Consider the following 18,241-nt stretch of genomic DNA (forward strand, 5'->3'; position numbering starts at 1 on the left):
TTAGTTCCGGGGCTTTCGGGCGACGATCCTTTGATACCGGACCGCTCCGCGATCCGGATCAGGCTGCGTGCCACCGCCAAAGCACACGTGGTAGCCCAGCAGCCCGGCAACGGTGTTGCGGGCCAGATGCCGCGGCATCACCTTGAGCGCCAGACGCCATTTCAGGTCGGTAAACGCCTTCATCGAGCGGCGGTGCAGCGAGGACAGCCCGGTCAGCGTCTTTGCCGTCAGGTCGTCGCTGGCCGTCAGATCCAGCCCCGCTTTGACAAAGGCCCGCTCCCACGCACCATCTGTGTGGAAACCGCGGGTGACGGCGGTGGTGATCTCATACAGGCGCGTCGCGGTCACGCTGTCGGCGGGAAGGCTGTCGAAATTGTCGCGGCGATGGGCATCAAACAGGATGATCTGCCCGCCAGGCCGCAAATGCTGCGCGATCTGGGCGGCGACACGGTTGAGATTGGTCGCGTAGCACAGGGTTTCCACCGCCAGAATGACGTCAAAAGTACCCAGATCGCGCGGCAGGTTTTCGAAACTGGCGCATTGGAAGCGGGCATTGGGCAGGTCTTGTGCCTTGAGCGTTGCGCGTTTGACGTGCTCGGGCATGAGGTCGATAGCGACAAAGTCCACATCCGGGTGGCTCTCGGCCAGATGCAGCGTGTTCGCGCCAAGGCCGCAGCCCAGTTCCAGCACCCGTTGACCCGCCCCGGCGCCCAGCACCTTGCTGACCGCGCTCGCCTGCGCGAAAAACGCCTGTTTTTCGGTGTTGACCGTGTCGTGCAGCGCGACATGCATGCACTGCCACTGGTTGTAGAGTGACGCATATCCCGGCAGGGATTGTCGATAATAAGTGTCGACAATCGGAATGCCGGTATCGGCCAGAATTCTCTGGATACCAAAGGCGCCGTCTACATATCCCAGCGAAGTAGCCAATGTTTGACGGACCATGCCGTCGGTCGCGTCCGGCAGGGGGGACGGATAGAGGGTGGTTTGGTTCAGATTGACGTTCATGACTCAGGACAGGTTCACTTGCAAAAGGGGCATGGTTCCCGACCGGTCAGGGTCGAACCGAAAGCGTCACCGCGCCGGGGCGCGATGACAGGCTGGCAAATGCCGTGCGGCTTTGGGTGCGCGTTGCGTTCAGCAGCTGCTGACGGCGGTCGACACGCAGGCACCGATCGGCGTGGTGCCCGGTGCGGCGCCTCCGACCGTCGACACGATCGTCGAGGCGACGGCCGTGCTGCCGGTCGACGAGACATCCCCCGCGAAACTGGCGGTCGGTGCTGCAATCAGGGTTGCGAGGACAAGGGCGATGGTGGTTTTCATGAGCTCAGTTCCCGAACAGGTTGAAGGCATAGCCAAAATCAAAGCCGATCCCGCGACGGTCGGAATCATCGAGGTTGCGCAGCGACAGCTGGACCACGGCGTTGGGCATGAAGGCCGGGAAATAGCTGACACCGATCGAGTTGTTGTCGCCATAGACCCCGGCGCTGACCGCCCATTCTTCATTGATCCCGACGCCAAGCCCCAGAATTCCCTGCACGTCCTGCGCCATGTTCAGATCATTCGCCACGCCGACGCTGATCATGTAGGGCCGGGTTTCGCTGCCGGTGATAAAACTGGCGACCAGCGAACCGCCGATCTCGCGCCCGGATGCGGTACCGTAAGCCCCGACACCCGACACCGTTGCGTTGACCGAGCCATAGCCGTTGGTCATGCGGAACTGCCGATGCGCCGAGAGGTTGAAATACCCCGAATCGCCGAAATCATCGTCCAGCGAGGTGATGTCGGCGCTGATCCCGAAGCCGATGGCGTTGACCGCATCACCAAAGCCCAGGGCAATGCCGATATCGCCGTCAACGTCGATGGGCGGGTGATAAGGGCCATAGAGCCCCGAGAGCGAAACGCCGAGGATGCCGTTCGCCATGCCGAAGCCCGAGGGCAACGACGTGATGGCCGCACGGGTTTGCGCTTGGGCGAAGCCGGGGGCGATCACCAGTGCGATCGCGATGAGGGATGCTCTTGTCGCTGACATGGGCTCTGTTCCTTTGGCGCATTTCACGCTCATTGCTGCGTCTGCGAGATTTGAATGTACGAGGCTTCGCATTGCAATTAACGTTCCGTCGCTTCGCGAATTAACGGCGCGTGTGCGGCTATAAATACACTCAGGCAAAATCGGCAAAATAGAGCGATACTGCGCGGGTGCGCCGGGTCGGACGATTAGGCGGAACCGCAGTCATGAGCGGGGCAGCCGAGGTGGGATGTTGCGGGCGTCAGGATCGTCGCTGCATGCCCAAATTTAAGGTGATCAGGTGCGAAACTGGCGGATCTTTGACAAGTTCTTCATCGCAAGCGTCGAGATCCCACCCACCCGGTTGCGGCGGATCGCATGGAAATCTTCGCCCATCTTCTGGCGGATCTTGGCCAGATTCCGGTTGCTCACGCCGCCAAGGCGCATTTTGTACAGCACCTCAGGGATATAGACCGATTTCTGCGTCGTTTGCGAAAAGTACCGCAGGATGAAATCGTAATCCGCAGAGATGCCGAATTTAATATCGTAGGTGCCGTAGTGATCATAGACGTCGCGCCGCAGATACAGGGTCGGGTGGGCTGGCATCCAGCCGCGTTTCAGGCGCTCGCGGTGGAAGGGGCCGGTCGACCAGTGGCGGATGACGCGTGAAGTGTCAGTCTGTGACACATAGTCCAGATCGCTGAAAACGGCCTCGACGCCGGGATCCTCGAAGGCAGCGGCGATCTGTTCCAGAACGCCGTCATGCGCCAGAAAGTCGTCGCTGTGAATGAAGCCGACCACATCGCCGGTTGCGTTGCGGATGCCCTTGTTCAGCGCATCATAGATGCCGCCGTCCGGCTCGCTTATCAGCCGCATGCGGTCATGGGCTGCGGCCTGGATCGCGGCCAGAGAGCCATCCTTCGAATTGCCTTCGACGATGACATGCTCAATGTCGCGATGGGTTTGGCGCGCGACGCTGGCAATCGCGGCGCCAACGGTCGCCTCGGCGTTATAAACGGCAGTGATGACGGAGATTTTCAAAAGCGGGCCTTTTCAAGCAAAGTGCGGCCTGGTCATGCGCGATCATCCCTGCGCAAAGCGCGCAAGGCGGGCCGTGGTCCGAACGGGCACTCCATGCGAGGCACAAGCGGAACGGGTTGTGCTCATCTGGTAAAATGGGAGGCAAAAACGTGGTGGTATCCAAGCCTATAAAAGCCGGATCGCGGTGCGATTTATACCATCCATAATGGGCGACAATTCAGGTTGCCTGCGGTGCCGGGCGCTTGGTCCGGACCCGCGAAAAGGCGTCAGGCCGGGTTCGCCAGCTTGTCTGAGATCGTGGCTGCCCCCTGCACGACCGCTTGTGCGACGGTCTGGGCGCCGCTCGCGTTGTGGGCCGTGTCGTGCTGCGTCAGGCACAGCGCGCCAATCGGCATGCGGCTGCCGTCGATGATCGGCGCCGAGGTGCCGTTCACCCCCGCCATCACCTCGCCACGCGAATGGGCGAAGCCCTGGCGTTTGATCTTGCGCAGGTTGGTGAGCACGGCCTCGGTGGTTTCACCAAAGCCCGAGGCGCGAAAATCGTTCAACAGGCTCTCGACCAAGGGCAGCGCCTTGCGGCGCGGCAGGGCCGCGATGATCGCCCGCGCGGTCGCGCCGTGGCTCATGCCCATCGGCTGGCCGCGCATATAGCGGACAATGGGCGCTTGCGGCGTGGTTTCATGATGAATGCAGACCATGCGGTTGCGATACCAGCGTATCAACATCGCCGTTCCCTTGAACTGGGCGGCCAGTTCCGATGCCACGGTCGTTCCCGCCAGAATAAGCGGGTCAGACATGCGCACCAGGTGGTGCAGCTCAACCACGCGCGGGCCCAGCAAATAGCGCCCCGGGGGCAGCGAGGTGACAAGACCTGCGTCGGTCAGAATTTTCAGGTAGCGATACAGCGTCGGGCGGGTGTAGCCGAGAAAATCAATCAGCTCGTCTGGCGTCCATTCGTATTTGTCGTCACTGAAGACGGACAGGATAGACAGCATGCGTTCCAAACTATTGGTGTCGCTCATAATACTGAACACTCCGCTTAAACATGCGGGAACTAGCTAAGCTCCTGACCGGCCATTGCCACAGTTGATCATGGTTTTAGTCGGGAAATATAGGTATATTTTATATCTTTTTTACCGCGATGCAGTTCACGCATCGCCAAGTGTCGCTATCGCAGGCTGAGCCAGCCTTTGGGCGGAGGTTGCGGCGTTGCAAGCTCTGCGCAAACCCCGGCAGACCCGCGCGCAGTGTTTCCTTTCTGGCCGGTGGCGCGGTACAGATCAAAGCAACAACGAGCGTTGCGGGGCGGCGATGAACGAGCAGACATCTTCAGGACAGACCAGCCGCGCGCCGGCTATTGATCTTGCGCGGGGCATCGCGCTGATCGGCATGGCGGTGTTCCATTTCACCTTTGATCTGGAGTTTTTCCACCGGATCGAGCCGGGCACGATCACCAGCCTGCCGTGGATCGTGTTCGCGCGCACCGTGGCCGGCAGCTTCGTGTTTCTGGCCGGGGTCTCGCTGGTGCTGGCCGCGCAGGGCGGGATGCGCTGGCCGTCCTTCTGGCGCTCGACCGCCGTGGTGGCGGTGGCGGCGCTGGGGGTAAGTGTGGCGACGTGGTTCGCGATCCGTCCGGCGTTCGTGTTCTTTGGCATCCTGCACATGATCGTGGTCGGGCGGCTGCTGGGGCTGGCGTTCCTGCGGGTGCCGCCCGTGCTGACGGCACTCATCGGCGTGGCGGTCTGGGCGCTGCCGTATCTGGTGCAGTCGCCGGTATTCGATACGCGCTGGCTGGCGTGGATCGGCTTTGCCGAGGTCCAGCCGTTCAGCATGGATCTGGAGCCGGTCTTCCCGTGGTTCGGACCGTTCCTGCTGGGCATGGCCGCCGCCGGTCTGGCGCAGGGCTGGCTGCGGGGCGGGGTGCTGGTGAATCCGATTTTGCGCGGGCTGGCGTGGGCCGGGCGGCATAGCCTCGCGATCTACCTTATCCACCAGCCGGTGCTTTTGGGCACGCTATGGCTGTTCTTCGGCTGAGCGCGGCGCGCCGATGTTTTCGGGCGCGACGGCGACGGTCTTGATCACCGCGTGACAGCGGACACCGGGGGCAAGCCCCAGCGCGGTGGCCGAGCGCCCGGTGATCCGCGCCAGCAGACGACCGGCGGGCGTATCCAGCGAGACCATCGCGCCGGGACCGTCGCCCGCGCGAACCTCGACCACCACAGCGGGCAGGATGTTGAGCGCGGAGAGACCTTCGGGCCGGGCGCGCGACAGGATCACGTCATGCGCGGCAATCCGCAGGCGCAGGGTGCTGCCGGGGGATTGCGCGACATGGGGCAGGAAGAGGGCGTGGCCGCCCGCGTCCAGCTCGCTCAACCCGTCATCGTGGTGGTGCTTCACTGTCGCCAGCAGCAGCGCCCCCGCCTCCCGCGCGCCCAAAGGGGTCACCGAGGGGTCGCCCAACACCTCGGCAGCGGGGCCTTGGCGGATCACGCGGCCTTGGTCCAGCACCACGACGGTCGTCGCCAACCGCGCCACTTCAGCCGCCGAATGGCTGACGTAGAGGATCGGCACCTCGCCGCGCAGGCGCTCGAAATAGGGCAGGATCTCGGCCTTGCGGGCTTCGTCCAGCGCGGCGAGCGGTTCATCGGCAAGGATCAGACCCGGCGCGGCCAGCAGCGCCCGGCCAATGGCGACACGCTGCTTTTCACCCCCCGACAGCGCGGCGGGGCGGCGGTCGAGCAGGGGGCCGATGCCCAGCATTTCGACGACGCGGGACAGGTCGGCGCGAGGGGCCGAGCGGGGGGCGAACCAGCGGCCATAAGCCAGGTTCTGGCGGACGCTCAGGTGCGGGAACAGGCGGGCTTCCTGAAACACATAGCCCAGACGGCGTTTGTGCGGCGGCAGGAAAAGGCCGCGCGCACTGTCAAACAGCACATGATCCTCCACGGCAATCCGCCCGGCCTGCGGGCGCAGCAGACCGGCGACGGCGTTGATCAGCGTGGTCTTGCCCGAGCCGGAGCGGCCAAAGAGCACGGTGATCCCGGGCGGAGCCTCAAACGCGACATCCAGCGTGAAGGCGCCCTGGGTATGGGTGATCTGCACCGAAACGCTCATGCCCCGTTCACCCGTTTCTGTACCCGCCGCGCCAGCACCTCGGACGCGATCAGCGCGCCCATGGCCAGCACGATTGACACCAGCACCAGCCGCAGGGCCGAGGCTTCACCGCCCGGCACCTGCAGAAAGGCGTAGATCGCCGAAGGCAGGGTCTGCGTCTGGCCGGGGATGTTTGAGACAAAGGTGATCGTCGCGCCGAATTCGCCCATCGCCTTGGCAAAGCCCAGCACCGCCCCGGCCAGCACACCGGGCAGGATCAGTGGCAGCGTGACGGTGAGAAACACCCACAGCTTTGACGCGCCCAGCGTGGCGGCGGCTTGTTCCAGTTTGGGATCGACCGCCTCGAACGACAGGCGGATGGCGCGGACCATCAGCGGAAAGCCCATGATCGCCGCAGCCAGCGCGGCCCCGGTCCAGCGGAAGGCAAAGACGATGCCCAAAGGTTGCAGGAAGGCACCAATCGGGCCGCGTGTGCCGAAGGTAAGCAACAGCAGGTAGCCGGTGACGACGGGGGGCAGGATCAGCGGCAGATGGATCAGCCCGTTGAGCAGGGATTTCCCCCAGAACTCCCGCCGGGCAAGCGTATGGGCCGCAAGGATGCCGAAGGGCAGCGAGCACAGCGTCGCCCAGAGCGCCACCTTGAGCGACAGGGCGACGGCTTGCCATTCCGCAGGGCCCAGCCAGTCCATTCAGCCCCCGGCGGTAAAGCCGTGGCGGGCGAAGATCGCCTGCGCTTGCGGCGTTTGCATCCACGTCAGAAAGGCGGTGGCGGCTTGGGGTTGGGCGGCGTCGGTGGTGACGGCACCGGGGTAGGTGATCGGTGGGTGGCTGCCCTGAGGGAAGGTCATCACGACGCTGACCTGCGGCTCGGCGGCGGCGTCGGTGGCGTAGACGATGCCGTAGGGGGCCTCGCCGGTGGCGACCAGCGCCAGCGCGGCGCGGACGTTGTCGGTTTGCGCCACCAGCGGCGCGACGGCGTCCCATTGCCCAAGGCTTTCCAGCGCCGCGCGGCCATAGATGCCCGCAGGGACGGCGTTGACCAGCGCCATCGCCAGCCGCCCGTCGCCCAGCAGCGCGGGCAGATCCAGCGTGTCTGGCGTTACAGGCGCGGCGCTGCCGTGGCCGATCAGCACCAGCGCGTTGCCCAAGACATCGGCGCGGGTGGCGGGGTCGATGCGGCCTGCCTGCTCCAGCGTGTCCATCCAGTCGGTGTTGGCCGACACGAACAGATCCGCCGGTGCGCCCGCCTCGATCTGACGGGCCAAGGCTGACGACCCGGCGAAGACCAGCGTGGCATGGTCGCCCGAGCTGGCCTCATGCACGGTGGCGGCCTCGGTCAGGGCATCGCGCAGGCTGGCGGCGGCAAAGACGGTGAAGTCGGCGGCCTGCGCCGGGGCGGCGAGCAGGGCGAGCAAAGCGAGGGCGCGCAGCATGGGGGAGGCTCCGAGTGATATGTTTCGCAAAACATATCGCAAGGGCGTGCCGGTCTGGCAAGCGTTATTTCTCATCGGGAATATCGCGCAGCAGTGCGCCGATCGCGGCAATGTCGTCGGCCCCGGCCTGCGCCGCGCGGTCCTCGAAGCTGCGGTAATGCGCCAGCACCTGCGCGCCCGTCTCGGTCAGCTGCGCGCCGCCGCCCTGTGGACCCCCGCGCGCGCTGAGCACCAAAGGCGCGCGAAAGGCTGCGTTCATCTCTTCGACCAGCGACCACGCGCGCTTGTAACTCATCCCCATTGCCCGCCCGGCGGCCGAGATCGACCCGAGATCGCGGATCTGCTCGAGCAGCTCGGCCTTGCCCGGCCCGAGCATGGCGTCCGCGCCAAAGACCAGACGCAGGCGCAAACGGGGAGAGGGGGAGGGCATGGGCATGCCTCTAGATGCCAGCAGGGCAGGGGCGCTGGCAAGCGGGACGTTGGATTGCGCGCAAAGTGACCGCAGGACGGTTCTTGAGGGCAATCTTTGTGCAACTGGCAAAACGCCCCCCCCAATCTGCCACCGCCTTTTGTCATTGCCGCGCCGCAGCGATATGCCAACAGGCAGAACGCCCAAACTCGCGGCGCCTGGATGATCATGTCCGACCGTCTGTCGATCGTTGTTGTTGAAAAAGACCGCGACCGCGCGATTCAGATCGTGGACGCGCTCAAGGTCACCGATGATTACGACATCTTTGTCATCGCCGATGAGCGCGGGCTGGCCCGCCAGATTGCCGCGCGTGCGCCCGATATTGTGCTGATCGACATCGACAACCCGTCGCGCGATACGCTGGAAGAACTGACGCTGGCCTCAGGCCCGCTGGAACGCCCGGTGGCGATGTTCGTCGGCGGGCAGGCCGGGGGGCTGGCGGCGGCGGCGATCGAGGCGGGGGTGTCGGCCTATGTGGTGGACGGGCTGCTGCCGGACCGGATCAAACCCGTGCTCGATACCGCCATCGCCCGGTTTCAGGTGTTCCGCCGGATGCGCACAGAGCTGGCCGAGACCCGCAAGGCGCTGGAGGAACGCAAGGTCATCGACCGCGCCAAAGGCATGTTGATGAAGGCGCGCAACCTGAGCGAAGAGCAGGCCTATGCGCTGTTGCGCAAGGCGGCGATGGATCAGGGCAAGAAGGTGGTCGAGGTGGCCGAGGCGCTGGTCACGGCGGCGAGGCTGTTGGGATGAAGACCGTCACGCTGTCTGCCGCCTATATCCCGCTGGTCGATGCGGCGCCGCTGATCGTGGCGCAAGAGATGGGCTTTGCCGAGGCCGAAGGCCTGACGCTGGACCTGATCCGCGCGCCGTCATGGTCATCGGTGCGCGATATGCTGGCCTTCGGGCGGGTCGACGCGGCGCATCTGCTCTCGCCGGTGCCGGTGGCCATGGCGCTGGGCCTCGGTGGCGTGACGACGCGGTTGGCGGCGGTGTCGGTGCTGTCGGTCAATGGCGATGTCATCTGCGTCAGCACGGCGCTGGCCGACAAGCTGCGCGCCACCGGCTTTGCGTTCGACTTCGCCGATGCGACGGCGGCGGGCGCGGCGCTCAGCCGCGTCGTCACCGACACGTTGCGCATCGGTGTGCCTTTCCCGTTTTCGATGCAGGTCGAGCTGCTGATGTACTGGCTGACCGCGCTGGGCATGCCGCGCGCGCGGCTGGATGTGCGCACCATCCCGCCGCCGCTGATGGCGCAAGCTCTGGCCGCCGGTGAGATCGACGCGTTTTGTGTCGGCGAGCCCTGGGGGTCCATCGCGGTCGAGCAGGGGTTCGGGGCGCTGCTGCTGCCCGGTTCGGCGATCTGGGCGTTCTCGCCGGAGAAGGTGCTGGCTGTGCGCGAGGACTGGGCCGAGACCGAGCCGCATCTGACCGACCGGCTGATCCGCGCCGTCTGGCGGGCGGGGCAATGGTTGAGCCGACCCGACAGCCGCATCACCGCATCCGAGATCCTGTCGCGCCGTCATTATCTGGATGTCCCCGCCGAGGTCATCGACCGCAGCTTTGAGGGCCGCCTTGTCCTCTCGCCGCGCGGAGAGCAGCGCATGGTGCCGCAGTTTCAGGTGTTCCACGACGGCCTCGCCACCTTCCCGTGGCGCAGTCAGGCAGCGTGGATCGCGCGGCAGCTGGCGCTGCGCGCGGGTCTGAACCCGCAATCGGCCATGCATGCCGGGCGCGGGGTTTATCGCTCGGATCTTTACCGCCGCGCGGTGCGCCCGCTGGGGGCCGATCTGCCCGGCGCGTCGGAAAAGCTGGAGGGCGCGATTGCCGCCCCGGTGACACAGGCGGCGGTCGAGGGCAGCGTGCATCTGATGAAGGATCTGTTCTTCGATGGCCGCATCTTTGATCCCGGTCAGCCCTGACGCCCAAATTTCGGGCAGCGGCACCGGGCTTTTCTGCGTCGCAGCGATATTGGTGTGAGCGCAGCAAAACACGGATTGCGAATCATGCCCGCCTGAGGAAACGTTTAAGAGTGGAGGCAAAGACGTCTCCGAAAGAACCTCTTCCCATTGATTGGGACCCTGAGCACAGCCGCTCGACACCCTTGCCCCTCCCGCAAGGTCTGTCAGCGGCTGTTTTTCTTTTTCTCGCTCTCATTCCGTATCCGAGCCCCGCTTCCGGATGCCAGGAAAGGACACGACTCCATGAACCGTCTTTTTGCCGCCCTCATCGCCACCACGGCCCTGACCGGCACGGCCTGTGCCCAGGATCTTGAGATCGACGAGCTGACCTTTGGCTTCATCAAGCTGACCGACATGGCCCCCCTCGCCATCGCCTATGAGCGCGGATATTTCGAGGATGAGGGCCTGTATGTCACGCTGGAAGCGCAGGCCAACTGGCGGGTTTTGCTGGATGGCGTGATCTCGGGCACCCTGCAGGGCGCGCATATGCTGGCCGGTCAGCCGCTGGCCGCGACCATCGGCTACGGCACCGAGGCGCATATCGTCACGCCTTTCTCGATGGATCTGAACGGCAACGGCATCACCGTGTCGAACGAGGTCTGGGAGATGATGCTGCCCAGCCTGCCGCTGATGGAAAACGGTCTGCCCCAGCACCCGATCAGCGCCTCGGCGCTGGTGCCGGTGGTCGAGGCCTTTCGCGATCAGGGACGCCGGTTTGACATGGGCATGGTCTATCCCGTCTCGACCCACAATTACGAGCTGCGCTACTGGCTGGCCGCTGGCGGTCTGAACCCGGGGCTCTATAGCCCTGAGGATAGCTCGGGCCAGATCGGTGCGGATGTGTTCCTGTCGGTGACCCCGCCGCCGCAGATGCCCGCCACGCTGGAGGCCGGCACGATCAGCGGCTATTGCGTCGGTGAGCCGTGGAATCAGGCCGCCGTGCAGCGCGGTATCGGCGTGCCGGTGATCACCGATTACGAGATCTGGCCGAACAACCCCGAGAAGGTCTTTGGCCTGCGCGCCGATTTCGTCGAGGACTACCCCAACACCACGCGCGCCATCGTCCGCGCCCTGATCCGCGCCGCGATCTGGCTGGATGCCGACGACAACGCCAACCGGATGGAGGCGGTCGAGATCCTCAGCCGTCCGACCTATGTCGGTGCGGACGCGGCGGTGATCGCCGCGTCGATGACGGGCACATTTGAATACGCCCCGGGCGATGTCCGCGATGTGCCTGATTTCAATGTGTTCTTCCGCTATAACGCGACCTATCCCTATTATTCCGACGCCATCTGGTATCTGACCCAGATGCGCCGTTGGGGCCAGATCGCCGAAGCGCACCCGGATCAGTGGTACACCGACGTCGCCGCCAGCGTGTACCGCCCCGACATCTATCTGGACGCTGCGCGCAGCCTCGTGGATGAGGGTCTGGCCAATGCCGCCGACTTCCCCTGGGATACCGACGGGTTCCGCGAACCGGTCAACACGCTGATCGACGCAGTGCCCTATGACGGCCGGACCCCCAACGCCTATATCGACAGCTTTTCCATCGGTCTGACCGGCGAACAGCAGCTCGTTGACGGTGCGGTTCAGGGCTGAACCCCCGGCCTTGAAGGGCGCGCCCGACCTGCGCCCTTCGACACCCCTCGAAAATCCCGTGCCTGCCCCCGGCCCTGATCGAAAGGCCCTCCGATGACGACGATAGATCCGCAATTCGCCGCCGACGCTGCCCGCGACGCCCGTCGCGCCCGGCTCTTTACCCGCATCAACAAGATCGACAGCGGGTTGAAAGTCTTTGGTCTGGCCTGGATCACGCCGATCCTGCGCGCCGCCGCCGGGGACAACCCGCGCGGTCAGATGAAAGAGGTCTGGCGCCTGCTGGGTGTTCCCCTGCTGGCCATCGCGATCTTCCTGATGCTCTGGTCCGCGCTGGCGCCGCGCGTGCAAACCTCGCTGGGCGCGATTCCCGGACCGATGCAGGTCTGGGAGCAGGTCGAGAACCTGCACGCCGACCATATGCGCACGATGGAAGACAGCGCCGAGTTCTATGCCCGGCAGGACGAGCGCAACGCCACCCGCATCGCCAATGGCGACGCGCCGCGCTACCGGACGTTTACCGGCGCGCCGACCTATTATCAGCAGATCTGGACCTCGATCAAAACCGTGTTCTTCGGCTTCGTGCTGGGCACCGTGATCGCCGTGCCGATGGGCATCGCCGCCGGGCTGTCGCCGACCGCCAATGCGGCGATGAACCCGCTGATCCAGATCTTCAAACCCGTCTCGCCGCTGGCGTGGTTGCCCATTGTGTCGATCCTTGTGTCGGCGCTCTACACCGCCGATGACGGCTGGTTTTCCAAAAGCTTCCTGATTTCCGCGATCACCGTGACGCTGTGCTCGCTCTGGCCGACGATCATCAACACCGCGCTGGGCGTGGCGTCGATCGACAAGGATCTGGTGAATGTCTCCAAGGTGCTCAAGATGAGCACCTGGACCAAGATCACCAAGCTGGTCCTGCCGTCGTCCCTGCCGCTGATCTTTACCGGACTGCGTCTGTCGCTGGGCGTGGGCTGGATGGTGCTGATCGCCGCCGAGATGCTGGCGCAGAACCCGGGTCTGGGCAAATTCGTTTGGGACGAGTTTCAGAACGGCTCGTCGGTGTCGCTGGCCAAGATCATGGTCGCGGTCTTTACCATCGGCATCATCGGCTTTCTGCTCGACCGGCTGATGTTCGCGATCCAGTCGATGTTCACGTTCTCGAACAACCGGTGATGGCCATGAACATTCTTGAATTGCGCAATGTATCCAAGGGTTTCGGTGAGGGTATCCACCGCTCGGAAGTTCTGCCTGGCATTGATCTGGCCATCGCGGATGGTGAATTCGTGGCGATCCTGGGCTTTTCGGGTACCGGCAAATCGACGTTGATGAACCTGATGGCCGGGCTGATCCTGCCTGATCGCGGCGAGGTGCTGTTCAAGGGCAAGCCGGTCGAAGGGCCGGGGCCGGAACGCGGGCTGGTGTTTCAAAGCTATTCGCTGATGCCCTGGCTGACCGTGCGCGGCAACGTGGCGCTGGCGGTGGATGCGGTGAACCCAAAGCTGCGCAAGGCCGAGCGGGCCGAAAAGGTCGCGCATTACGTCGAGATGGTGGGCCTTGGTCACGCGATGGAACGCCGTCCGGCCGAGCTGTCGGGCGGCATGCGCCAGCGCGTCGCCGTGGCCCGCGCTTTGGCGCTGAATCCCGAAATCCTGCTGCTGGACGAGCCGCTCTCGGCGCTGGACGCGCTGACCCGCGCCAAGCTGGCGGATGAGATCGAGCGGATCTGGGACCAAGACAAGAAAACCTGCGTGCTGATCACCAACGATGTGGACGAGGCCATTCTGCTGGCCGACCGCATCATCCCGCTGAACCCCGATGGCACACTGGGCACCGAATTTGCCGTCACCCTGCCGCGCCCGCGTGACCGGGGCGCGATGAACCACGACGCCGGTTTCAAACGCCTGCGCGCGCAGATCACCACCTATCTGATGGACGTCGGCATCGAGAGCAAGATCGAGGGTTCGCGCATCCTGCCGAACGTGACGCCGATCCACGGCATCGCCGGGGACGTGCCGCAGTTGGTGGCCGATGCTGCCGCCTCGCCGCTCACCGACCGCTATCTGGAGTTCTGGAACCTGCACAAGGTCTACCCGACCGCCAAAGGCCCGCTGACCGTGGTCGAAGATTTCAACCTCAAGGTCAACAAGGGCGAGTTCATCAGCCTGATCGGCCATTCCGGCTGCGGGAAATCCACCGTGCTGACCATGGCGGCGGGGCTGAACGCGATCTCGAAGGGCGTGATCACGCTGGACAACCGCACGGTTGAAGGGGCCGACCCCGAGCGCGCCGTGGTGTTTCAGTCGCCCAGCCTGTTCCCGTGGCTGACCGCCAAGGAAAACGTCGCGGTCGGTGTCGACCGGGTCTATCGCCGCGCCAGCACCGCCGAGCGGCAGGAGGTGGTGGAATACTATCTTGAGCGCGTGGGTCTGGGCGACAGCATGGACCGCGCCGCCAGCGAGATGTCGAACGGCATGCGCCAACGCGTCGGCATCGCCCGCGCCTTCGCGCTCAGCCCCAAGCTGCTGTTGCTGGATGAACCCTTTGGCATGCTCGACAGCCTGACGCGGTGGGAACTGCAAGAGGTGCTGATGGAGGTCTGGTCGCGCACCAAGGTCACCGCCATCTGCGTCACGCATGATATCGATGAAGCGATCATGCTGGCCGACCGCGTGGTGATGATGACCAACGGTCCGCAGGCGACCATCGGCAAGGTGATGAGCGTCGATCTGCCCCGCCCGCGCACCCGCAAGGCGCTGCTGGAACACGCGGATTACTACCTCTACCGCGAGCAGGTGCTGAGCTTCCTTGAAGACTACGAAGGCGGCGCGCGTCCGCATGAAAAACCGGCGGCGCACGCGGCCGCCAAGCCGCAAGAGGCCGCATGATGGATGTGACGCTCGACCCGCAGGCGCGGACCTTTATCGAGGTCGCCGAAGTCTGGGTGCCGCAAGAGGACCGTCTGGTCCATGCGCAGGGCAGTTATGGCGCGCTCGACGGCTTTGCCGAAACCTCAGCCGGCGAGAGTTTTGCCAAGGGCGAAGGACTGCCCGGCAAAGCCTGGGCCGAAGCGCGGCCGGTGGTGCTGAAAGCCTTCGACGGCTCGTATTTCAAGCGGGCCGAGGCGGCGAAAGAGGCCGGCCTGACCGCCGCCGTCGCCATCCCGGTCTTTGCCGGGGCCGCGCTGAAAGCGGTGCTGGTGGTGCTCTGCGCCGGTGATGCCGAGCGGATCGGCGCGATCGAGGTCTGGGCCGAGACTGACGGCTTTCTGATGCTGGAAGACGGCTATTTCGGTGCCGCCAAACAGTTCGAAGGGGTCAGCCAGCACACGCAGTTCCCCATCGGGCAGGGCCTGCCCGGCGGCGTCTGGGCCGCGCGCACGCCGATGCTGATGCGCGATCTGGGCTCGGGTTACCGCTTTGTGCGCGCCGAAAGCGCCGGCAAGGCGGGGCTGACCACCGGGCTGGGCCTGCCGGTCCCGGTGCCCGGCAGCAAGACCTATGTGCTGACGCTGCTCTCGGCGCGCGGCACCCCGCTGGCCCGCCGGTTCGAAATCTGGGACGCGCGCAGCGCAAGGGTCGGCAAGACCGGTGCGGCGCTGCTGGTCGACGGCACTTGCGCGCGCGACGGCAGGCTGTGGGACGCCGACAACCCCCGCCGTGCTGCCGCGTGGGAGGGCCCCATCGGCACCGTCCTGGGCAACGGTCTGCCGTTGGTTCTGGCGGGCAATCCGGCGCAGACCGCGGGTTACGACTCGATGGTTGCGCTTCCCATCCATCAGGCTGGCGAACTGGCGTTCGTCATCGCCTGGTATTGCTGAGGGCTGAACATGAAAAAACTGGTCGTTATCGGTGCTGGCATGGCCTCGGGCCGGATGCTGGAAGAGCTGTTCGACACCGCGCCCGGTGCCTATGCGGTGACGCTGTTCAACGCCGAGCCGCGCGGCAACTACAACCGCATCATGCTGTCGCCGGTGTTGTCGGGCGAGAAAAGCTATGCCGAGATCGTCACCCATGACGCGGCGTGGTACGCGGCCAACGCGGTGACCTGTCGCTTTGGCGAGGCGGTCACCCGCATCGACCGCGCGCGCAAGGTGGTGGTCGGCGCGCAGGGCGAGGTGCCTTATGATCAACTGGTGATCGCCACCGGCTCGGCCCCGTTCATCATCCCGGTGCCGGGGCATGCGTTGCCCGGCGTGATCACCTACCGCGATCTCGACGATACCAACGCGATGATCGAGGCCTCGGGCAAGGGCGGCAGCGCGGTGGTGATCGGCGGCGGTCTTTTGGGGCTTGAGGCCGCCGCGGGCCTGCGCCTGCGCGGGATGGAGGTGACCGTGCTGCACCTCAGCGGGCATCTGATGGAGCGCCAGCTGGACGAGGCCGCAGGCTTCCTGTTGCGCCGCGATCTGGAGCACCGGGGCATCACGGTGATGACCAAGGCCTCGACCACCGCGATTCTGGGCGACGACCGGGTCGCGGCCGTTCTGCTCGAGGATGGCACGACCTTGCCCGCCGATCTGGTGGTGATGGCCGTGGGCATCCGCCCCGAAACCCGGCTTGCCACGGATGCCGGGCTTGAGGTGGCACGCGGTATCGCCATCGATGCGCAGATGCGGACCTCGGATCCGGATATCTTTGCGGTTGGCGAATGCGTTGACTTCAATGGGCAATTGTTTGGTCTCGTCGCGCCGCTCTATGATCAGGCCAAAGTCTTGGCGCAGACGCTGCTGGGGGCCGAGGCGGTGTTTGTGCCCAAGGAGCTGTCCACCAAGCTCAAGGTCACCGGCTGCGATCTGTTCAGCGCCGGGGATTTCGCCGAAGGCCCCAACCGCGAAGACATCGTGTTCCGCGACCCCGGGCGCGGGGTCTACAAGCGGCTGGTGATCGAGGACGACGCGATCATCGGCGCGGTGATGTATGGCGATACCGCCGACGCCAACTGGTTCTTCGGCCAGATCCGCGACGGCACAGACATCAGCACCCTGCGCGACACGCTGATCTTTGGCCCGGCGTTTCAGGGGGTGCCCCGGTGGACCCTATGGCGGCCGTTGCAGCCTTACTGCCTGAGGCGGAGATCTGTGGTTGCAACGGCGTCTGCAAGGGCACCATCGTCGCCGCGATCAACGGCGGGGCCAGCGATCTGGCTGCCGTCAAGGCGCAGACCAAGGCCAGCGCATCCTGCGGCACCTGCACCGGGCTGGTCGAGCAGGTTCTGGCCTCGACGCTGGGTGCCGGGTTCACGCGCAAGGCCGTGCAGCCGGTCTGTGGCTGCACCGAGCTGACGCATGAGGACCTGCGCCGTCTGATCAAGTCGGAGGCGCTCAAATCCATGCCCGCCGTCTGGCAGGCCGGGGCGTGGAAGACGCCGGATGGCTGCCACGTCTGCCGCCCGGCGCTGAACTTCTACCTGCTGGCCGACTGGCCGCTGGAGTATCGCGACGATCTGCAAAGCCGTTTCATCAACGAGCGCAAGCACGCCAATATCCAGAAGGATGGTACGTTCAGCGTGATGCCGCGCATGTGGGGCGGGATCACCACGGCCGCTGAGCTGCGCGCGATTGCCGATGCCGCCGACAAATTCGCCGTGCCGACGGTCAAGGTGACGGGCGGCCAGCGCATCGACCTGCTGGGCGTGAAATCCGAGGATCTGCCCGCGATCTGGGCCGATCTGAACGCCGCCGGAATGGTCTCGGGGCATGCCTATTCCAAGGGCCTCAGGACGGTGAAAACCTGTGTGGGGACGGATCATTGCCGGTTCGGCACGCAGGATTCGACCGGGCTGGGCATCAAGCTGGAAAAGGCGCTCTGGGGGTCGTGGACGCCGCATAAGGTCAAGCTGGCGGTCTCGGGCTGTCCGCGCAACTGCGCCGAGGCGACCTGCAAGGATGTCGGCATCATCTGCGTCGACAGCGGCTTTCAGATCGGTGTCGCAGGGGCCGCAGGGATGGATCTGAAAGAGACCGAACGTCTGGCGCAGGTCGACACCGAGGACGAGGCCATCGCGCTGACCATCGCCTTTGTCCAGCTTTATCGGGAAAACGCGAAATATCTGGACCGGCCCTATAAATGGGTCGCCAAGGTGGGGCTGGACTGGGTGAAAGAACGGGTCGTGGACGATCTGGCGGAACGCCAGCGCCTCATCGACGCCTTCGCGGTTTCGCAATCGGTTTACCAGAAAGACCCCTGGGCCGAGCACGTCCGCGAGCGCGCCGAGCTGTACAAACCCGTCGACCTGTCCGGCCTTGCCGCCGAATGACCCCTTTGCCGCAGGAGAAACCCATGACCGACTGGATCGACATCGGCCCCCTCGACGCCATCCCGCCGCGCGGCGCGCGCAAGGTCACGACGCCGCTGGGCTGCGTTGCCGTGTTCCGCACGGGCGCGGATGAGGTCTACGCGCTGGACAACCGCTGCCCGCACAAGGGCGGGCCGCTGGCGGATGGTATCGTGCACGGGCATGCGGTGACCTGCCCGCTGCACAACTGGGTCTTCGACTTTACCACCGGCGAGGCGCAGGGCGCCGACACGGGCCGCGTCGCCACTTATCCGGCGCGCGTCGAGGGCGGTCGCGTGCTGCTGGACGCCGCGCGCCTGCAGGCCCGGTCCGAGGCCGCCTGACC

17 protein-coding genes and 1 pseudogene are annotated in these 18,241 nt (G+C 65.2%); 9 read left to right on the forward strand and 9 right to left on the reverse strand.

The window, feature by feature from the left end; genetic code table 11:
• The 5 genes from OKW52_RS06020 to OKW52_RS06040 all read right to left on the reverse strand — a co-directional run bounded on the left by OKW52_RS06020 (position 1) and on the right by OKW52_RS06040 (position 4,071).
• Positions 1 to 1,008, reverse strand: coding sequence for a class I SAM-dependent methyltransferase (locus OKW52_RS06020; protein WP_264504911.1), 1,008 nt, complete (start codon positions 1,006 to 1,008; stop codon positions 1 to 3).
• Positions 1,009 to 1,137: 129 nt separating this feature from the next.
• Complete coding sequence (locus OKW52_RS06025) at positions 1,138 to 1,323, reverse strand: hypothetical protein (RefSeq protein ID WP_264504912.1); 186 nt, start codon at positions 1,321 to 1,323, stop codon at positions 1,138 to 1,140.
• Positions 1,324 to 1,327: 4 nt separating this feature from the next.
• Positions 1,328 to 2,032 carry a hypothetical protein gene (locus OKW52_RS06030; protein ID WP_264504913.1) on the reverse strand — a complete coding sequence of 235 codons (705 nt, stop codon included), beginning with the start codon at positions 2,030 to 2,032 and terminating at the stop codon, positions 1,328 to 1,330.
• Positions 2,033 to 2,305: 273 nt separating this feature from the next.
• Positions 2,306 to 3,049, reverse strand: coding sequence for a glycosyltransferase family 2 protein (locus OKW52_RS06035; protein ID WP_264504914.1), 744 nt, complete (start codon positions 3,047 to 3,049; stop codon positions 2,306 to 2,308).
• 266 nt (positions 3,050 to 3,315) lie between these two features.
• The gene (locus tag OKW52_RS06040) at positions 3,316 to 4,071 is read right to left on the reverse strand and encodes an IclR family transcriptional regulator (RefSeq protein WP_264504915.1); all 756 of its coding nucleotides are present in this window, start codon (positions 4,069 to 4,071) and stop codon (positions 3,316 to 3,318) included.
• Positions 4,072 to 4,360: 289 nt separating this feature from the next.
• Between OKW52_RS06040 and OKW52_RS06045 the strand changes: the two genes are divergently transcribed.
• The gene (locus tag OKW52_RS06045; RefSeq protein WP_264504916.1) at positions 4,361 to 5,083 is read left to right on the forward strand and encodes a heparan-alpha-glucosaminide N-acetyltransferase; all 723 of its coding nucleotides are present in this window, start codon (positions 4,361 to 4,363) and stop codon (positions 5,081 to 5,083) included.
• Here OKW52_RS06045 and modC read toward each other — a convergent pair.
• The 4 genes from modC to OKW52_RS06065 form a co-directional block, all read right to left on the reverse strand.
• On the reverse strand, positions 5,063 to 6,163 hold the full coding sequence (gene modC / locus OKW52_RS06050; protein ID WP_264504917.1) for a molybdenum ABC transporter ATP-binding protein: 1,101 nt from the start codon (positions 6,161 to 6,163) through the stop codon (positions 5,063 to 5,065). The genes OKW52_RS06045 and modC overlap by 21 nt on opposite strands.
• Positions 6,160 to 6,852, reverse strand: coding sequence for a molybdate ABC transporter permease subunit (gene modB / locus OKW52_RS06055; RefSeq protein ID WP_264504918.1), 693 nt, complete (start codon positions 6,850 to 6,852; stop codon positions 6,160 to 6,162). The genes modC and modB overlap by 4 nt, the downstream gene beginning before the upstream one ends.
• Positions 6,853 to 7,596, reverse strand: a complete 744-nt coding sequence (gene modA / locus OKW52_RS06060; protein ID WP_264504919.1) for a molybdate ABC transporter substrate-binding protein — start codon at positions 7,594 to 7,596, stop codon at positions 6,853 to 6,855.
• 64 nt (positions 7,597 to 7,660) lie between these two features.
• The gene (locus OKW52_RS06065) at positions 7,661 to 8,026 is read right to left on the reverse strand and encodes a winged helix-turn-helix domain-containing protein (RefSeq protein WP_406622190.1); all 366 of its coding nucleotides are present in this window, start codon (positions 8,024 to 8,026) and stop codon (positions 7,661 to 7,663) included.
• A 207-nt stretch (positions 8,027 to 8,233) separates the two neighbouring features.
• Here OKW52_RS06065 and OKW52_RS06070 point away from each other — a divergent pair, with 207 nt between their 5' ends.
• The 8 genes and pseudogenes from OKW52_RS06070 to nirD all read left to right on the forward strand — a co-directional run bounded on the left by OKW52_RS06070 (position 8,234) and on the right by nirD (position 18,239).
• The gene (locus OKW52_RS06070) at positions 8,234 to 8,818 is read left to right on the forward strand and encodes an ANTAR domain-containing response regulator (protein ID WP_264504921.1); all 585 of its coding nucleotides are present in this window, start codon (positions 8,234 to 8,236) and stop codon (positions 8,816 to 8,818) included.
• Positions 8,815 to 9,987: an ABC transporter substrate-binding protein gene (locus OKW52_RS06075; protein ID WP_264504922.1), complete on the forward strand. Its 1,173-nt coding sequence runs from the start codon at positions 8,815 to 8,817 to the stop codon at positions 9,985 to 9,987. Before OKW52_RS06070 ends, OKW52_RS06075 begins: the two co-directional genes overlap by 4 nt.
• A 282-nt stretch (positions 9,988 to 10,269) precedes the next feature.
• Positions 10,270 to 11,625 carry a CmpA/NrtA family ABC transporter substrate-binding protein gene (locus OKW52_RS06080; RefSeq protein ID WP_264504923.1) on the forward strand — a complete coding sequence of 452 codons (1,356 nt, stop codon included), beginning with the start codon at positions 10,270 to 10,272 and terminating at the stop codon, positions 11,623 to 11,625.
• Between the two features lie 93 nt (positions 11,626 to 11,718).
• Complete coding sequence (locus OKW52_RS06085) at positions 11,719 to 12,795, forward strand: ABC transporter permease (RefSeq protein WP_264504924.1); 1,077 nt, start codon at positions 11,719 to 11,721, stop codon at positions 12,793 to 12,795.
• A gap of 5 nt (positions 12,796 to 12,800) precedes the next feature.
• Entirely contained in the window at positions 12,801 to 14,507 is a 1,707-nt protein-coding gene (locus OKW52_RS06090) for an ABC transporter ATP-binding protein (protein WP_264504925.1), read from the forward strand.
• Positions 14,504 to 15,439, forward strand: coding sequence for a GAF domain-containing protein (locus tag OKW52_RS06095; protein ID WP_264504926.1), 936 nt, complete (start codon positions 14,504 to 14,506; stop codon positions 15,437 to 15,439). The genes OKW52_RS06090 and OKW52_RS06095 overlap by 4 nt, the downstream gene beginning before the upstream one ends.
• Positions 15,440 to 15,448: 9 nt before the next feature.
• Positions 15,449 to 17,877, forward strand: a pseudogene (nirB, locus tag OKW52_RS06100) (nitrite reductase large subunit NirB).
• A 23-nt stretch (positions 17,878 to 17,900) separates the two neighbouring features.
• Entirely contained in the window at positions 17,901 to 18,239 is a 339-nt protein-coding gene (nirD, locus tag OKW52_RS06105; protein WP_264504927.1) for a nitrite reductase small subunit NirD, read from the forward strand.
• The last annotated feature ends 2 nt before the right edge of the window (positions 18,240 to 18,241 follow it).

Origin of the sequence: Pararhodobacter zhoushanensis (genome assembly GCF_025949695.1) — a bacterium.
GTDB lineage: Bacteria > Pseudomonadota > Alphaproteobacteria > Rhodobacterales > Rhodobacteraceae > Pararhodobacter > Pararhodobacter zhoushanensis_A.

What these genes read in the sequence shown, in the direction of transcription:
- OKW52_RS06020 (WP_264504911.1), bottom strand. Translation starts at nt 1,008, where the DNA reads ATGAACGTCAATCTGAACCAAACCACCCTCTATCCGTCCCCCCTGCCG.
- OKW52_RS06025 (WP_264504912.1), bottom strand. Translation starts at nt 1,323, where the DNA reads ATGAAAACCACCATCGCCCTTGTCCTCGCAACCCTGATTGCAGCACCG.
- OKW52_RS06030 (WP_264504913.1), bottom strand. Translation starts at nt 2,032, where the DNA reads ATGTCAGCGACAAGAGCATCCCTCATCGCGATCGCACTGGTGATCGCC.
- OKW52_RS06040 (WP_264504915.1), bottom strand. Translation starts at nt 4,071, where the DNA reads ATGAGCGACACCAATAGTTTGGAACGCATGCTGTCTATCCTGTCCGTC.
- OKW52_RS06045 (WP_264504916.1), top strand. Translation starts at nt 4,361, where the DNA reads ATGAACGAGCAGACATCTTCAGGACAGACCAGCCGCGCGCCGGCTATT.
- modC (WP_264504917.1), bottom strand. Translation starts at nt 6,163, where the DNA reads ATGAGCGTTTCGGTGCAGATCACCCATACCCAGGGCGCCTTCACGCTG.
- modB (WP_264504918.1), bottom strand. Translation starts at nt 6,852, where the DNA reads ATGGACTGGCTGGGCCCTGCGGAATGGCAAGCCGTCGCCCTGTCGCTC.
- modA (WP_264504919.1), bottom strand. Translation starts at nt 7,596, where the DNA reads ATGCTGCGCGCCCTCGCTTTGCTCGCCCTGCTCGCCGCCCCGGCGCAG.
- OKW52_RS06065 (WP_406622190.1), bottom strand. Translation starts at nt 8,026, where the DNA reads ATGCCCTCCCCCTCTCCCCGTTTGCGCCTGCGTCTGGTCTTTGGCGCG.
- OKW52_RS06070 (WP_264504921.1), top strand. Translation starts at nt 8,234, where the DNA reads ATGTCCGACCGTCTGTCGATCGTTGTTGTTGAAAAAGACCGCGACCGC.
- OKW52_RS06075 (WP_264504922.1), top strand. Translation starts at nt 8,815, where the DNA reads ATGAAGACCGTCACGCTGTCTGCCGCCTATATCCCGCTGGTCGATGCG.
- OKW52_RS06080 (WP_264504923.1), top strand. Translation starts at nt 10,270, where the DNA reads ATGAACCGTCTTTTTGCCGCCCTCATCGCCACCACGGCCCTGACCGGC.
- OKW52_RS06085 (WP_264504924.1), top strand. Translation starts at nt 11,719, where the DNA reads ATGACGACGATAGATCCGCAATTCGCCGCCGACGCTGCCCGCGACGCC.
- OKW52_RS06090 (WP_264504925.1), top strand. Translation starts at nt 12,801, where the DNA reads ATGAACATTCTTGAATTGCGCAATGTATCCAAGGGTTTCGGTGAGGGT.
- OKW52_RS06095 (WP_264504926.1), top strand. Translation starts at nt 14,504, where the DNA reads ATGATGGATGTGACGCTCGACCCGCAGGCGCGGACCTTTATCGAGGTC.
- nirD (WP_264504927.1), top strand. Translation starts at nt 17,901, where the DNA reads ATGACCGACTGGATCGACATCGGCCCCCTCGACGCCATCCCGCCGCGC.